The 15,185-nt window shown below is 62.1% G+C and carries 14 protein-coding genes (1 of these 14 only partly in view); 12 read left to right on the forward strand and 2 right to left on the reverse strand.

The features are described 5' to 3' along the window. Positions 1–20: 20 nt before the first annotated feature. The 4 genes from grxC to OU993_RS10060 are packed head-to-tail and all read left to right on the forward strand — an operon-like array spanning position 21 to position 2,172. Positions 21–278: a glutaredoxin 3 gene (gene grxC, locus OU993_RS10045; RefSeq protein WP_268156689.1), complete on the forward strand. Its 258-nt coding sequence runs from the start codon at positions 21–23 to the stop codon at positions 276–278. Positions 279–288: 10 nt separating this feature from the next. Next, positions 289–1,140 carry a carbon-nitrogen hydrolase family protein gene (locus tag OU993_RS10050; protein ID WP_268156691.1) on the forward strand — a complete coding sequence of 284 codons (852 nt, stop codon included), beginning with the start codon at positions 289–291 and terminating at the stop codon, positions 1,138–1,140. Beyond that, entirely contained in the window at positions 1,137–1,565 is a 429-nt protein-coding gene (locus OU993_RS10055; RefSeq protein WP_268156693.1) for a DUF1178 family protein, read from the forward strand. Before OU993_RS10050 ends, OU993_RS10055 begins: the two co-directional genes overlap by 4 nt. Then, positions 1,555–2,172 carry a DUF3291 domain-containing protein gene (locus tag OU993_RS10060; RefSeq protein ID WP_442792898.1) on the forward strand — a complete coding sequence of 206 codons (618 nt, stop codon included), beginning with the start codon at positions 1,555–1,557 and terminating at the stop codon, positions 2,170–2,172. The genes OU993_RS10055 and OU993_RS10060 overlap by 11 nt, the downstream gene beginning before the upstream one ends. A 10-nt stretch (positions 2,173–2,182) precedes the next feature. Here the strand turns inward: OU993_RS10060 and ubiG are convergent, their stop codons facing one another. Further along, a complete protein-coding gene (gene ubiG, locus OU993_RS10065) occupies positions 2,183–2,929 on the reverse strand; it encodes a bifunctional 2-polyprenyl-6-hydroxyphenol methylase/3-demethylubiquinol 3-O-methyltransferase UbiG (RefSeq protein ID WP_268156697.1) in 747 nt (248 codons plus the stop codon). A gap of 256 nt (positions 2,930–3,185) precedes the next feature. Here ubiG and OU993_RS10070 point away from each other — a divergent pair, with 256 nt between their 5' ends. The 8 genes from OU993_RS10070 to OU993_RS10105 all read left to right on the forward strand — a co-directional run bounded on the left by OU993_RS10070 (position 3,186) and on the right by OU993_RS10105 (position 14,610). Continuing rightward, positions 3,186–3,929, forward strand: a complete 744-nt coding sequence (locus tag OU993_RS10070; protein WP_268156699.1) for an SH3 domain-containing protein — start codon at positions 3,186–3,188, stop codon at positions 3,927–3,929. 197 nt (positions 3,930–4,126) lie between these two features. Continuing rightward, positions 4,127–5,401 (forward strand): aspartate kinase, encoded by a 1,275-nt coding sequence (locus OU993_RS10075; RefSeq protein WP_268156701.1) that lies wholly within the window; start codon positions 4,127–4,129, stop codon positions 5,399–5,401. A gap of 86 nt (positions 5,402–5,487) precedes the next feature. Continuing rightward, positions 5,488–7,755 carry a phosphoenolpyruvate--protein phosphotransferase gene (ptsP, locus tag OU993_RS10080; RefSeq protein WP_268157647.1) on the forward strand — a complete coding sequence of 756 codons (2,268 nt, stop codon included), beginning with the start codon at positions 5,488–5,490 and terminating at the stop codon, positions 7,753–7,755. A 29-nt stretch (positions 7,756–7,784) separates the two neighbouring features. Further along, positions 7,785–8,864, forward strand: coding sequence for a peptide chain release factor 1 (prfA, locus tag OU993_RS10085; protein WP_268156703.1), 1,080 nt, complete (start codon positions 7,785–7,787; stop codon positions 8,862–8,864). Continuing rightward, positions 8,861–9,727 (forward strand): peptide chain release factor N(5)-glutamine methyltransferase, encoded by an 867-nt coding sequence (gene prmC, locus OU993_RS10090; RefSeq protein ID WP_268156705.1) that lies wholly within the window; start codon positions 8,861–8,863, stop codon positions 9,725–9,727. The genes prfA and prmC overlap by 4 nt, the downstream gene beginning before the upstream one ends. Before the next feature lie 329 nt (positions 9,728–10,056). Continuing rightward, positions 10,057–10,779, forward strand: coding sequence for a DUF4167 domain-containing protein (locus tag OU993_RS10095; RefSeq protein ID WP_268156707.1), 723 nt, complete (start codon positions 10,057–10,059; stop codon positions 10,777–10,779). A gap of 236 nt (positions 10,780–11,015) precedes the next feature. Next, entirely contained in the window at positions 11,016–13,616 is a 2,601-nt protein-coding gene (gene clpB, locus OU993_RS10100) for an ATP-dependent chaperone ClpB (protein WP_268156709.1), read from the forward strand. A gap of 58 nt (positions 13,617–13,674) precedes the next feature. Next, positions 13,675–14,610 carry a S66 peptidase family protein gene (locus tag OU993_RS10105; RefSeq protein WP_268156711.1) on the forward strand — a complete coding sequence of 312 codons (936 nt, stop codon included), beginning with the start codon at positions 13,675–13,677 and terminating at the stop codon, positions 14,608–14,610. Positions 14,611–14,616: 6 nt separating this feature from the next. On the opposite strand, the gene OU993_RS10110 is transcribed toward OU993_RS10105, so the two are convergent. Beyond that, a protein-coding gene (locus tag OU993_RS10110; protein ID WP_268156713.1) for a M23 family metallopeptidase crosses the window boundary here: on the reverse strand, positions 14,617–15,185 show its 3' portion. 1,369 nt of this gene lie beyond the right edge of the window; the window shows 569 of its 1,938 coding nt (coding positions 1,370–1,938); its start codon lies off the right edge, out of view — the gene reads right to left on this strand; it ends in the stop codon at positions 14,617–14,619.

Here is a 15,185-nt window from a genome sequence, read left to right on the forward strand (position 1 = left end):
TGCCGGATACGGAGTTCCTGATGGCAGAAGTGGTGATCTACACACGTCAGCTCTGCGGTTATTGCGCACGGGCAAAGTCTCTCTTGGCCTCGAAGGGTGTTTCCTTCACGGAACACGATGCGACGTTCTCGCAGGAATTGCGGCAGGAGATGATCGGCAAGGCCAATGGCCGTTCGACCTTCCCGCAGATCTTCATCAACGGCCGGCATGTCGGCGGCTGTGACGACCTGCACGCGCTCGACCGTGATGGCAAGCTCGACCCCTTGCTGGCGGCCTGAGGATTTTCCCATGACGTTCAAGGTTGCAGCCATCCAGATGTGCTCGGGCGTTGATCCGCAAAAGAATGCGGACGATATGGCGCGGCTTGTGCGCGAGGCGGCGGCAAACGGGGCGTCTTATGTTCAGACGCCGGAAATGACGGGTGCGATTCAGAAGGATCGTGCTGCCTTGCGTGCGGTTCTGAAGGATGAGGACGGCGACCTGATCGTCGCACGCGCTTCGTCTCTTGCCGGCGAACTCGGCATCTTCGTTCATATCGGCTCGACGGCCATTGCGCGCGCGGACGGCAAGATCGCCAACCGCGGATTCCTGTTTGCGCCGGATGGTACGCGTGTCTGCTCCTATGACAAGATCCACATGTTCGATGTCGATCTCGACAATGGCGAGAGCTGGCGCGAAAGTTCCGCCTATGAGGCGGGTACACAGGCGCGCGTGGCGAGCCTGCCCTTTGCGACGCTGGGTTTTGCCATCTGCTACGACGTGCGTTTTCCGCAGTTGTTCCGCACGGAGGCGCTCGCCGGTGCCGAGATCCTGACCGTGCCGGCGGCCTTTACCCGTCAGACCGGCGAGGCGCATTGGGAAATCCTGCTCCGGGCGCGCGCGATCGAAAATGGCGCTTTCCTGATTGCCGCAGCCCAGGCCGGCGTGCACGAGGACGGCCGTGAAACCTTCGGCCACTCGATGATCATCGACCCCTGGGGGCGCGTGCTGGGGCAGGCCGGCGGCGCGGGTGAAGCCGTGGTGATGGCCGAGATCGATATCGCTGCCGTCAAGGCGGCGCGGGCCAAGATCCCGAACCTCAAGAATGCCCGCGAGTTTTCGCTCGACCGCATCGCGGCAAGCGGAGGCGTTTCGGTTTGATCCGGTATTCCCTCGTATGTGACAATGCCCACGGTTTCGAAGGCTGGTTTTCGGGCAGTGCGGACTTCGATCGGCAGGTGCAAACGGGACTGTTGACCTGTCCCATCTGCGGGTCGTCCTCCATCAGCAAAAGCCTGATGGCGCCTTCGGTTTCGACTGCGCGGAAGAAGGAAGCCCGCCAGCAGGTGGTGCTTGATACCGTGCGCCAGGAAGCCATGGCCAAACTCAAGGAAGCGGTCGCCACGATCAAGGCGAATGCCGAGGATGTCGGCGAGCGGTTTCCCGAAGAGGCGCGCAAGATCCACTACGGTGAAGCCGATGCCCGCGGCATCATCGGCCAGGCGAGCCTGACCGACGTGCGGGAGCTGATCGACGAAGGCATTGATGTCGCACCGCTTCCCGTGCTGCCTGACGATGCCAATTGATCTTGTCGACGGCTCAGAGGGACACTTGTCCCATAGGAAGCTGCTGGCTCTCTACAATTTCGGCATCCATGTTGCGCCCTATGACAGCCCGGCTGTTGAGGGGTTTCGCCTGCGTGAGGGTCTGAACTTTGAGGCCGCCGCCAGGGCAGAAGGTTTTCTCGGGCGTTCCGGTTATGCGGGCGAGGACGGGCCTGAGGCTTGGGGTGAACAGGTGTTCCCGCGCTACCTTGAGGGAACTGGCTTCACCAGCGCGCCGTCGTCCCTCTCGCTGTGGCGTGATGTCGAATCCTTGATGGCCTTCAGCTATAGCGGCGTTCATGCCGATGCGCTCAAGCACGCCCGCCACTGGAATATCCGGCAGACCTGGCCGCCGCTTGTTCTCTGGTGGGTGGAGGCCGGTTCGCGACCGAACTGGCAACACGGCGTTGACCGACTGCACCATCTGGCCGATTGCGGCCCGACGGCAGAAGCGTTCACCTTCAAGACGCCCTTTGACAGTCAAGGCAAGCCGATGGTGATCGACCGCGCAGCCGTCAAAGCCATCGCTGCACGCAATGCGCAGGGGCAGGCGGAGCTCTTGACGGTGATCTCTCAGCTCAAGGTCTGACAGGCGCAGCTCACGCCGGCCGTTTCGCCAGCATCATGTAGTTGACATCCATGTCGCGCGACAGGTTCCAGCGGTCCTGCAGCACATTATAGAAGACGCCGGTGCGGTGGATGATCTCCATGCCGGAGGCGGACAGCGGCCGTTCCAGTTCGTCCGGGCGGACCAGCTTGTCGTAGCTGTGGGTGCCTTTCGGCAGCCAGCGCAGGATACGCTCGGCGGCGATGATGGCGAGCGCATTGGCCTTGAAGGTGCGATTGATGGTGGCGATGAACATCAGCCCGCCGGGGCGCACCATGGATGCGCAGGTGGAGATGAACAGGTTCACATCGGCCACATGTTCTACCACTTCCATGTTCAGAATGACATCGAAGGTTTCGCCTTCGGCTGCCAGTTGTTCGGCGGTCACGGCGCGGTAATCGACGGTCACACCGCTTTCGGCGGCATGGGTCTCGGCGATTTTGACATTCTTTTCCGACGGGTCGGCACCGATGACTGTCGCGCCCATACGCGCCATGGGTTCGGAGAGCAGCCCGCCGCCGCAGCCGATATCGAGGAAACGCAGGCCTTCGAAGGGCTTATGGCTTTTCGGGTCGCGACCAAACGCCTCGCAGACCTGATCGCGGATGAAGGCGATGCGAACGGGGTTGAACTTGTGCAGCGGCTTGAACTTGCCGGTCGGGCTCCACCATTCGGCAGCCATCGCCGAGAAGCGGTCCACTTCACCCTGGTCGATCGTCGTGGCGGAGGCCTCGCTCATCGTTCATCTCCTTGTTCGTCTGAGCCTGAAGTCGGCCCACGGCCGCTGCTTGTCAAGCCTGCTGCGTTGTCGCATGGGGCAGCAGCGGTGAATTCTGCATCATAGCCTGGACTACTCGGCTGGCTTTCGCGCGGATCAGTTGGGGCGCGCCTAAAGGCGGTGGCGGCAATGGCGACATGAAAAAACCGGATTTTCATCTGCGTGTGGTCCCTGAAGGGACGTTACAAGAAAAAGATCAAATCCCAGGAGGTTGGGTGTGAAACGTCAAATCCTGAAAATGCTGGCTGCGGGCCTCCTGCTCGCGCTGCCGGCGGTCGCCAATGCTGCCACGAACGGCTTTGCGACGACCAATGTCAACATGCGGTCCGGCCCGAGCACGCGGTATCCGGCGGTCGTCGTCGTGCCCTCCGGTGCGCCGATCGTCATCCATGGCTGCCTCAGCAATGTGAACTGGTGCGATGTCTCCTTTGCGCGCGGTCGCGGCTGGGTGTCCGGCAACTATATCCAGGCCGGTTACCAGCAGCGGCGGGTCTATGTCGGTCCGCAATATTATCGTCCGCTCGGCATCCCGATGATCACCTTCGACGTGGATACCTACTGGCAGCGTTATTACCGCGACCGCGATTTCTACCGGGAGCGCGATCGCTGGCGGGGATGGGATTATCGCCGCGACGTGCCACCGCCGCCGCGCTATTATGACAGCCGGCGCGACGATCCGATCCGCGATCCCGATCGCTACCGCGAGGACGGCCGTTATCGTTACGAAGACCGGTATCGCCTCGACGACCGTTATCGTTACGACAATCGTGGTGGAGACGACCGTGGTGACCGGAACTGGCGCGATCGTCCGGATGACGGCAACCGTGACAATCGCGGTGATGGCGAGCGCGATCGGCGCAGATGGGAAGAGGGTGCACGCCCGGACGACCGCCGCGGCCCGCCGCCGCCCGGTGTCGATGGCTGCTCGCCCGATCGCCCGTGCCCGCCGCTCGGCCGCTGAACCGGCGCGCCTGTCACGGCTATCTGCATACGCCGCCAAGGCCGGGGCGTACCGCCACGGCCTATATGGCCATTGCGCCGTTAAATCCTTTTCGCTAAGAGGACGCCGCAAAAGCCCCGGTCCTTCAAGGCCGGGGCGACCAGTGTTTGAAGCGGCATCCCGATATCGGGTGTGCGAAAAGGTGGTTTTGGTCGGTTATGGCACGCATTGTCATGAAGTTCGGCGGCACGTCGGTCGCCAATCTCGAACGCATTCATAATGTGGCGCGCCATGTGAAACGTGAGGTCGATGCCGGTCACGAAGTGGCCGTCGTCGTCTCGGCCATGTCCGGCAAGACGAATGAACTCGTCGGCTGGGTGCAGGATACCCCGAAGGTGACCGGCGCCAACTCCCCCTTCTACGACGCACGCGAATATGATGCCGTCGTCGCTTCCGGTGAACAGGTGACCTCGGGTCTCCTGGCCATTGCCTTGCAGTCGATGGGCATCAACGCTCGCTCCTGGCAGGGGTGGCAGATCCCGATCCGCACCGACAATGCACATGGTGCTGCACGCATTCTCGACATCGACGGATCCGACATCATCCGCCGCATGGGCGAAGGCCAGGTCGCGGTCGTGGCCGGTTTCCAGGGCCTTGGTCCGGACAACCGCATCGCCACGCTCGGCCGCGGCGGTTCGGATACCTCGGCGGTCGCCATCGCGGCCGCGGTCAAGGCGGACCGGTGCGACATCTACACGGATGTCGACGGCGTCTACACCACCGACCCGCGCATCGTGCCGAAGGCACGCCGGATGAAGAAGATTTCGTTCGAGGAAATGCTGGAAATGGCGTCCCTCGGCGCCAAGGTGCTGCAGGTTCGCTCTGTCGAACTCGCCATGGTGCACAAGGTGCGCACCTTCGTTCGGTCCAGTTTCGAGGATCCCGATGCACCGGGCATGGGCGACCTCATCAACCCGCCCGGTACTTTGATTTGCGACGAGGAAGAGATCGTGGAACAGGAAGTCGTTACCGGCATCGCCTATGCCAAGGATGAAGCGCAGATTTCGTTGCGTCGCGTTGCCGACCGGCCGGGCGTCTCGGCGGCCATCTTCGGCCCGCTGGCGGAATCGCACATCAATGTCGACATGATCGTGCAGAACATTTCCGAGGACGGTTCGAAGACCGACATGACCTTTACCGTGCCGTTCGGCGATGTCGAAAAGGCCATGAAGGTTCTCGATGAGAACAAGGCGAAGATCGGCTTTGACGTCGTGCAGAACGAAACTGGCCTGTGCAAGGTCTCGGTCGTCGGCATCGGCATGCGCTCCCACGCCGGTGTTGCCGCCACCGCCTTCAAGGCACTGGCCGAGAAGGGAATCAACATCCGGGCGATCACCACCTCCGAGATCAAGATCTCGATCCTGATCGACGGTGCCTATTCCGAACTTGCTGTTCGCACTTTGCATTCCGCTTACGGTCTCGATAAGAGTTGATATCGTACCGGCGCAGTTGCGTCGCCTGAACGGGCGGCGCATCATCTTCCGGATGTGGTAACTGAGATTCGGGAGTGGATATGCCGATGAGAGACCTGTCGGCTGGCCCGCGCGTCCTGCTAAGGCGGCTTCGGGAACTGATGGCGGAGCCGCTGGAGCCGCAAGACCGGCTCGACCGGATCGTCAGCCAGATTGCCAGCAACATGGTGGCCGAGGTGTGCTCGGTCTACGTCCTGCGGTCCGACGGCGTGCTGGAACTTTATGCCACCGAAGGTCTCAACAAGGATGCCGTTCACCTCGCCCAGCTGAAAATGGGCCAGGGTCTCGTCGGCACGATCGCCGCCTCGGCGCAGCCGCTCAATCTCTCCGATGCCCAGTCGCACCCGGCCTTCCGTTATCTGCCGGAGACCGGCGAAGAAATCTACCATTCCTTCCTCGGTGTGCCGATCCTCAGAGCCGGTCGCACTTTGGGCGTTCTCGTCGTTCAGAACAAGGCACAGCGCAACTACCGCGAAGACGAGGTAGAGGCGATGGAAACGACTGCCATGCTGATCGCCGAGATGATTGCCACCGGAGAACTGAAGAAGATTACCCAGCCTGGCCTGGAGCTGGACCTGACCCGGGCGATCACCATCGAGGGAGACGGGTATAACGAAGGCATCGGTCTCGGGCATGTAGTACTGCACGAACCGCGCGTCGTCGTGACCAATCTCCTCAACGACGATGCCGACCGGGAAATCCACCGTCTGGCCGATGCGATCGGCTCGCTCCGGCTGTCGATTGACGACATGTTGTCGCGCCGCGAAGTGGCCCAGGAGGGCGAACACCGCGAGGTTCTCGAGACCTACCGCATGTTTGCCCATGACCAGGGCTGGGTGCGGCGCATGGAAGAGGCGATCCGCAACGGTCTGACGGCGGAAGCGGCGGTCGAAAAGGTGCAGAGCGACACGAAGGCGCGCATGATGCGCCTGACCGATCCTTACTTGCGCGAGCGCATGCATGATTTCGACGATCTGGCCAACCGCCTGCTGCGCCAGCTGACCGGCTTTTCCGGCCGGGCCTTCGACGAAGGTTTTCCGACGGATGCGATCATCTTTGCGCGCGCCATGGGTGCGGCAGAGCTTCTTGATTATCCGCGCGCCAACCTGCGCGGCCTCGTGCTGGAAGACGGTGCGGTCACCAGTCACGTTGTCATCGTTGCGCGTGCCATGGGCATTCCGGTGCTCGGCCAGGCAACAGGTGTCGTGGCGCTTGCCGAAAACGGCGATGCCGCCATTATCGACGGTGACGATGGGCAGGTTCATCTGCGCCCGGTCGCGGATCTCGTGAAGGCCTATGAGGAGAAGGTTCGCCTCAGAGCCAAGCGGCAGGAACAGTTCCGGGCGCTGCGCGATGTCGATCCGGTCACGAAGGACGGCCAGCGGGTGAGTCTGCTGATGAATGCCGGCCTGATGGTCGATCTGCCGCAGCTGGCGGAATCGGGCGCGGACGGGATCGGCCTGTTCCGCACCGAACTGCAGTTCATGATTGCCTCCAAGATGCCGAAGCTGGAGGAGCAGGAAGCCTTTTATCGCAACGTGCTGCGCCAGACGGCCGGCCATCCGGTCACCTTCCGCACGCTCGACATCGGCGGCGACAAGGTGGTCTCCTATTTCCGCAGCCAGGAAGAGGAAAACCCGGCGCTTGGCTGGCGGGCGATCCGCCTGTCGCTGGACCGGCCGGGCCTTTTGCGCACCCAGTTGCGCGCCCTGCTGCGGGCATCGGCCGGCACGGAACTCAAGATGATGCTGCCGATGGTGACGGAAGTCTCCGAAATCCGGGCGGTGCGCGAGCTGATGCAGAAGGAAGTGCAGCACCTCTCGAAATTCGGCCATTCGCTGCCACGCAAGCTGCAGTTTGGCGCCATGCTGGAAGTGCCGGCGCTGATGTGGCAGCTGGACGAGCTGATGCAGGAGGTGGATTTCGTCTCCGTCGGCTCGAACGATCTCTTCCAGTTCATGATGGCAGCCGATCGCGGCAATGCCCGCGTCTCCGACCGGTTCGACATTCTGGGCAAACCCTTCCTCAGAATTCTGCGCGACATCGTGCGGGCTGCGGAGCGCAACAAGACGCCGCTGACGCTGTGCGGCGAGATGGCAAGCAAGCCCTTGTCGGCCATGGCGCTGATCGGTCTCGGTTTCCGCTCCGTCTCCATGACGCCGACCTCGATCGGGCCGGTGAAGGCGATGCTGCTCGGGCTTGATGTGGGGCTTCTGGCGGAAGACCTCAACCGCGCGCTCGACGACCACACATCCATTGCCTCCGTGCGCGACCTGCTTGTCGCCTTCGCTCAGGCCAACAATATACCCGTCTAGAAGAACAAGAAAAATCGGAGTCCTGTAGGGTGGCGAAGCTTCCTGTCGAAAAAATGCGTGAACTGGAGCGCCGTTTTGGCGAGATCGAGGCACGCATGTCCGAAGGTCCGGCGGCGGATGTCTATGTGAAGCTTGCCTCCGAATATTCCGAACTGCAGCCGCTCGTCGGCAAGATCCGCGAATACGAAAAGGCAACGGCCGAAGTTTCGGATCTGAGGGCGCTTCTCGGCGACAAGGGGACCGACCGCGAGATGCGGGAGCTTGCCGAACTGGAACTGCCGGATGCGCAGGAACGGGTCGAGGCGCTGGAAAAGGACATGCAGATCCTGCTGCTTCCCAAGGATGCGGCGGATGAGAAGAACGCCATCCTCGAAATCCGCGCCGGTACCGGCGGCAATGAGGCGGCGCTGTTTGCGGGCGATCTCTTCCGTATGTACGAGCGTTTTGCCTCCACCAAGGGCTGGAAGGTCGAGGTGCTCTCGGCGTCCGAGGGCGAGGCCGGCGGCTACAAGGAAATCATCGCGACGATCAGCGGACGCGGCGCCTTTGCCAAGTTGAAGTTCGAATCGGGCGTGCACCGGGTGCAGCGCGTGCCGGAAACCGAGGCGAGCGGGCGTATCCACACGTCTGCGGCCACCGTTGCCGTTCTGCCGGAGGCGGAAGACATCGATATCGAGATCCGTCCGGAGGACATCCGCATCGATACCATGCGCTCCTCGGGTGCCGGCGGCCAGCACGTCAACACGACCGATTCGGCGGTGCGCATCACCCACCTGCCGACGGGCCTCATCGTGACGAGTTCGGAAAAATCGCAGCACCAGAACCGCGCCAAGGCGATGCAGGTTCTGCGCTCGCGCCTCTATGACATCGAACGGCAGAAGGCCGACAGCGAACGGTCTGCCGACCGGCGCAGCCAGGTGGGATCGGGCGACCGTTCGGAGCGCATCCGCACCTATAATTTTCCGCAGGGACGCGTTACCGATCACCGCATCAACCTGACGCTCTACAAGCTCGACCGCATGGTGGAAGGCGAAATCGATGAACTGGTCGATGCGCTGATTGCCGATTACCAGGCCGGGCAGCTGGCGCAGCTGGGCGAACAGCCGTGACGACACAGACCCTTTCGGCAGTGCTGGCAGAAACCCGCAAGAGATTTGCGGATGCCGGTCTGCCGGATGCGGCGACCGATGCACGGGTTCTCGTTGCCGGGCTTCTGGACCTGTCGTCGACCGATATGGTGCTGAACGGCGAGCGGGTTTTGTCCGTCCGGGAGATTGAGCGGATCGACGGTGCTGCGGAACGGCGGATTGCGCGCGAGCCGGTGCACCGCATCGTCGGTTTTCGGGAGTTTTATGGCCTACGGTTTATGCTCTCGCCCGAGACGCTGGAGCCAAGGCCTGATACCGAAGTCCTGGTGGATGCGGTTTTGCAGCATGCTAGGCAGCTGTTCGGATCGCGACCGGGCCGCATTCTTGATCTCGGCACGGGGACGGGCGCCATTCTTCTGGCGCTGCTCAGCGAATTGCCCGGCTTTTCCGGTGTGGCGGCGGATATCTCCGCCGGGGCCCTTGAAACCGCCCGCCTCAATGCACAGATCAATCACATAAGCGAACGATTTTCTGCCGTGCAGACGGACTGGTTCGCGAAGATCGAGGGCCGCTTTGACATAATCGTGTCAAATCCGCCTTATATCAAAACAGACATCATCGCCGAACTGGAGCCGGACGTGCGGATCTTCGATCCCGACCTTGCTCTTGATGGGGGCACCGATGGTCTTGATGCCTATCGCGCGATTGCGAATGGTGCTGCGGCTTTCCTGTCAGATGATGGCGTGATCGGTCTGGAGATCGGTTACGATCAGAAACAGGCGGTTACGGATCTCTTCCTGACGCAAGGTTATACTTTGATTGAATCGGTAACCGACTATGGAGGCAATGACCGTGCGCTGATCTTCGCACGGCAGAAAGCATAGTCCCGCCCTGGCTTTACCTCCTTTTGCACAAGCGAAAGAAAAGGCTTGGATTTCCAAATGAAGCGGGATAGGTTGCAGGCACGCACTGGGCGGCTGGGAATGAACGGAGATTCGTTCAGGTTAAGGTCAACCGGACAGCAGCTTTCCTTCGGGGAGCTTCCAGGGTTGAACATTACCTAGTGCGTGTATCACATAAACTGACTTCCACTAGCGGCAGGATGGATGGATCGCACCTGTCCGCGGCACGTGAAGCCTTGTTTCGGCTTGAAAAGCCGCATGGCCGCGTGGCCCTTAATCAGCAAAGCACAGAGAATTCAGGTGAAAAATCGATGAGGCCAGGACAGCAGAACAAGCGTGGTCGGGGGCGCGGCAATAACAACAATAACAACAATGGTGGCGGTAACAATTTCAACCGAAAGGGTTCCAACCCGTTGACCCGGACCTACGACAGTTCCGGCCCCGACATCAAAATCCGCGGTACGGCTCAGCACATTGCCGAAAAATACGCGACTTTGGCCCGCGATGCCCAGAGTGCCGGCGATCGCGTGATGGCGGAAAACTATCTGCAGCATGCGGAACATTATAACCGCATCATCGCCGCCGCACAGGCCCAGATGCAGGAGCGTTATCAGCGCGACGAGCGCAATGACGGCAATGAGCGCGATGGCGACGACATGGATGGCAACGAGATGGACGATAACGTCAACGTCTCGCAGCAGCCCCAACCCCAGCCGCAGCCTGTACAGCAGGCGCCGCGCCGCTCCGAGCCCCGTGAACCACGCGAGCCTCGCGAACCCCGTCCGCAGCCGGTGGTCGCCGAAGCCGCGCCTGCCATTGACGGCAGTGGTCCGCAGCCGGTGATCGAAGGCACGCCCGCCGAGGTGGCGATCGAGGAAGAAGGAACGGCTGCTGCACCGCGCGAGCGCCAGCCGCGTCGCCGCACCGCAGCCAACCGGCCGCGCCGCCCGCGTCGCACCGCCGAAGGTGGTGAAGGCGGCGAATCCTCCGGTGACGAGGCTCCGGCCATGGCCGAAGCCGTTCCCGGCGAATAAGCCTTGCCGATTGCAAAATTTGACGAACTGCAAGACCCTGGCGCCATCGCCGGGGTTTTTGTTTTTTCCATCTTTAAACGGAAAGTTCAGCCTCCCATATCACGCTCAGAATGCTTCTTCCGCCAAGGTTCCGATGAGGATCTGCGACGGAAGATGCGGGGCTCGCCTTTTGAGGGAGCTCAATCTCAATTGTCGGCCTGTGCCTTATAAGGGCAGGGCGATCCAAGGAGGTTCACATGAACATCGAGAAATATTCCGAGCGGGTTCGCGGTTTCCTGCAATCGGCCCAGACCTATGCGCTGTCCGAAGGGCATCAGCAGTTTTCGCCCGAACATGTGCTGAAGGTGCTGCTGGACGACGATCAGGGCATGGCGTCCTCGCTCATCGAACGGGCTGGCGGCAATGCCAAGGAAGCCCGGCTTGCCAATGATGCCGCGCTTGCCAAGCTGCCGAAAGTGTCCGGCGGCAATGGCCAGGTCTATCTGGCGCAGCCGCTTGCCAAGGTTTTCTCCACGGCGGAAGAGGCGGCCAAGAAGGCCGGCGACAGTTTCGTCACCGTCGAACGCCTGCTGCTGGCGCTGGCCATCGAAAGCTCCGCCTCGACGGCGGCCAGCCTGAAGAAGGCCGGCGTTTCCGCCCAGGGCCTGAACCAGGTGATCAACGACATCCGCAAGGGCCGCACGGCCGATAGCGCCAATGCCGAGCAGGGTTTTGACGCGCTGAAGAAGTTCGCCCGCGACCTGACAGCGGAAGCCCGCGAAGGCCGGCTCGATCCGGTCATCGGTCGTGATGACGAGATCCGCCGCACGATCCAGGTGCTGTCGCGCCGCACGAAGAACAATCCGGTCCTGATCGGTGAACCCGGCGTCGGCAAGACGGCGATCGCCGAGGGGCTCGCGCTGCGCATCGTCAATGGCGACGTGCCGGAAAGCCTCAAGGACAAGAAGCTGATGGCGCTCGACATGGGCGCCCTGATTGCCGGTGCGAAATATCGCGGCGAATTCGAGGAGCGGCTGAAAAGCGTGCTCAACGAGGTGCAGTCGGAAAACGGCGAGATCATCCTGTTCATCGACGAGATGCACACGCTGGTCGGCGCCGGCAAGGCCGATGGCGCGATGGATGCCTCCAACCTTCTGAAACCGGCGCTTGCCCGCGGCGAGTTGCACTGCGTTGGCGCCACGACGCTCGATGAATACCGCAAGCATGTGGAAAAGGATCCGGCGCTCGCCCGCCGTTTCCAGCCGGTGATGGTGGACGAGCCGACGGTGGAGGACACGATCTCCATCCTGCGCGGCCTGAAGGAGAAATACGAACAGCACCACAAGGTGCGGATCTCCGACTCGGCGCTGGTGGCGGCGGCAACGCTCTCGAACCGCTACATCACCGACCGCTTCCTGCCGGACAAGGCGATCGACCTGATGGACGAGGCGGCTTCCCGGCTTCGCATGCAGGTGGATTCCAAGCCCGAAGAGCTCGATGAACTCGATCGTCGTATCATCCAGCTGAAGATCGAGCGCGAAGCCCTGAAGAAGGAAACCGACACGGCCTCTGCCGACCGTCTAGCCCGGTTGGAAGGCGAGCTTGCCTCGCTGGAAGAACAGGCCGATGCGCTGACGGCCCGCTGGCAGGCGGAAAAACAGAAACTTGGTCTGGCGGCTGACCTGAAGCGCCAGCTGGATGAAGCCCGCAACGATCTGGCGATTGCCCAGCGCAAGGGGGAATACCAGCGCGCCGGCGAGCTGACCTACGGCGTCATTCCGAATCTGGAAAAGGCGCTGAAGGAGGCCGAAGAGCGGGATTCCGCCTCCTCCTCCATGGTTCAAGAAGTCGTCAACCCGGATGCGATCGCCCATGTCGTCTCCCGCTGGACCGGCATTCCGGTCGACAAGATGCTGGAAGGCGAGCGTGACAAGCTGTTGCGCATGGAAGACGAACTGGCAAAATCCGTCGTCGGGCAGGGTGACGCGGTGCAGGCCGTGTCGCGCGCCGTGCGCCGTTCGCGTGCCGGGCTGCAGGATCCGAACCGGCCGATAGGCTCGTTCATCTTCCTCGGTCCGACCGGTGTCGGCAAGACGGAACTGACCAAATCGCTCGCCCGTTTCCTCTTCGATGACGAGACGGCGATGGTGCGCATCGACATGTCGGAATACATGGAGAAACATTCGGTCGCCCGGTTGATCGGGGCACCTCCCGGTTATGTCGGTTACGACGAAGGGGGCGCACTGACGGAAGCCATCCGTCGCAAGCCCTACCAGGTCGTGCTGTTCGACGAGATCGAAAAGGCGCATCCGGACGTGTTCAACGTGCTGCTGCAGGTGCTGGATGACGGCCGCTTGACGGACGGCCAAGGCCGCACGGTCGACTTCAAGAACACGATCATCATCATGACCTCGAATCTCGGGGCGGAATACCTGACCAATCTTGCCGAAGGGCAGGATGTCGACAGCGTCCGCGACCAGGTGATGGACGTGGTGAAGGCGTCGTTCCGGCCGGAATTCCTCAACCGCGTAGACGAGATCATCCTTTTCCATCGCCTGGCCCGCAGCGAGATGGGCGCGATCGTCGATATCCAGATGAAGCGGCTGCTGCAGCTTCTCCTGGATCGCAAGATCACCATCGAACTCGGCGAGGATGCCCGCGAGTGGCTGGCCAACAAGGGCTACGATCCGGTCTATGGCGCCCGTCCGCTGAAGCGGGTGATCCAGAAGTTCGTCCAGGACCCGCTGGCCGAACAGATCCTCGGCGGGCAGGTGCCGGATGGTTCCACCGTCAAGGTCTCAGCCGGCTCCGACCGCCTGCTCTTCTACGTGAAGAAGGACGTGGCGGAAGCCGCCTGAACCCTATGATTGGAGGGCCACCCCGCGCGGGTGGCCCTTTTTCCTTCCGGAGATTGTCATGCCGGAGATTATCATGGCGAACCGCGCACCTGTTCTTGCCTTTGCAAGACTTACGCCCGGAGACCGCGTGCGGTTCGTGTCTCCCGCCAGCACGCCGGATCGCGAGGCCTGCCTCGCGCGGGCCGCGGTGCTGGAGGCTTGGGGTTTGCGGGTCGATTTCGGCCCGCACGCCTTTGCCGAGCACGGATGGTATGCCGGCACGGACGACCAGCGTCTCGACGATCTGAACCAGGCGTTCCGCGATCCCGAAATCCGCGCCATCTTTGCCACCCGTGGCGGCAGAGGCTCCTACCGCATCGCCGATCGTCTCGATTTTGATGCCATTCGCCGCGACCCGAAACCGCTGATCGGCTTCAGCGACATCACCGCCCTGCACATGTCGCTGCTGGACCGTCTTGGTCTTTGCGGCATTCACGGTGCCCTCTACGGCGATGGGGAAGGGCAGGACGAACCGGACAATTCGGCCGTTCTCCGGCAGATCCTGTTCGGCTCGGAGGAGATCACCTACGAAGCCCGGGAGGCGGAAGCCACCCATGGCCTGACGACAAGCGGACAGGCCACCGGACCACTGATCGGCGGCAATATGGAAACGCTGGCCACCATGGCCGGCTGGGCCCTGCCGCCACTGGAAGGGGCGATCCTTCTCCTCGAGGCGGTGGATTGCATGCCGGGTCTGACCGACCGGACACTGACGCTTCTGACGAAAGGCGGACACCTCGACGGGATTGCCGGCGTTGCTGTCGGGCAGTTCACGCTGAAGTCGCCGGAGAAGGCGGCCAAAATCGTAAAACTGGTTGGTGACTATCTGCGCCCGCTCGGCATACCGATCCTCGGCGGACTTCCCTTTGGCCATGGCAAACGGCCGCTCAGCGTACTACTCGGCACGATGGCCACTCTGGATGCGGAGGCCGGGACGCTGCGGGTTTCTGCCTGATCTCCGTCAGCGGCTGGCAACCTGTTCGGCGTTTTTCGGGTCCAGCAGGGCATCGATGCGTTTGCGCTCTTCGATGAAACGCGCGAGCGATTGGCCGGAGAGCGACTTGCCACCCGGCAGGCGCACCTTCATCGCATCCACCTTGGTGCCGTTGACGATGAGTTCGTAATGCAGATGGGCGCCGGTTGAAGAGCCCGTCGAGCCGACATAACCGATCACCTGGCCCTGGCGGATGCGCGCACCTTCGCGCACACCCTTGGCGATGGCGCTCTGGTGGTTGTACGAGGTCTCGTAGCCATTGGTGTGACGGATGATCGTCTGGTTGCCGTAACCGGAGGCCCAGCCGGCCTTTTCGACGATGCCGTCGCCGGTCGCAATGATCGGCGTGCCGCGCGAGGCCGCCCAGTCCGTGCCGGTATGCATGCGCGAATAACCGAGGATCGGGTGGCGGCGCATGCCGAAACCGGAGGTCAGGCGACCGTTCGGCACGGGATTGCGCAGCAGAAACTGGCGAATGCTCTTTCCGTCCTGATCGAAATAATCGATCGAATGATCGTCCGGGTTCTGGAAACGGT

This window comes from Rhizobium sp. SL86 (genome assembly GCF_026672545.1).
Classification (GTDB): Bacteria; Pseudomonadota; Alphaproteobacteria; order Rhizobiales; family Rhizobiaceae; genus Neorhizobium.

Excerpts from the sequence above, each read along its gene's own strand:
- grxC (WP_268156689.1), top strand. The coding sequence starts at position 21 with ATGGCAGAAGTGGTGATCTACACACGTCAGCTCTGCGGTTATTGCGCA.
- OU993_RS10050 (WP_268156691.1), top strand. The coding sequence starts at position 289 with ATGACGTTCAAGGTTGCAGCCATCCAGATGTGCTCGGGCGTTGATCCG.
- OU993_RS10060 (WP_442792898.1), top strand. The coding sequence starts at position 1,555 with ATGCCAATTGATCTTGTCGACGGCTCAGAGGGACACTTGTCCCATAGG.
- ubiG (WP_268156697.1), bottom strand. The coding sequence starts at position 2,929 with ATGAGCGAGGCCTCCGCCACGACGATCGACCAGGGTGAAGTGGACCGC.
- OU993_RS10075 (WP_268156701.1), top strand. The coding sequence starts at position 4,127 with ATGGCACGCATTGTCATGAAGTTCGGCGGCACGTCGGTCGCCAATCTC.
- ptsP (WP_268157647.1), top strand. The coding sequence starts at position 5,488 with ATGAGAGACCTGTCGGCTGGCCCGCGCGTCCTGCTAAGGCGGCTTCGG.
- OU993_RS10095 (WP_268156707.1), top strand. The coding sequence starts at position 10,057 with ATGAGGCCAGGACAGCAGAACAAGCGTGGTCGGGGGCGCGGCAATAAC.
- clpB (WP_268156709.1), top strand. The coding sequence starts at position 11,016 with ATGAACATCGAGAAATATTCCGAGCGGGTTCGCGGTTTCCTGCAATCG.
- OU993_RS10105 (WP_268156711.1), top strand. The coding sequence starts at position 13,675 with ATGCCGGAGATTATCATGGCGAACCGCGCACCTGTTCTTGCCTTTGCA.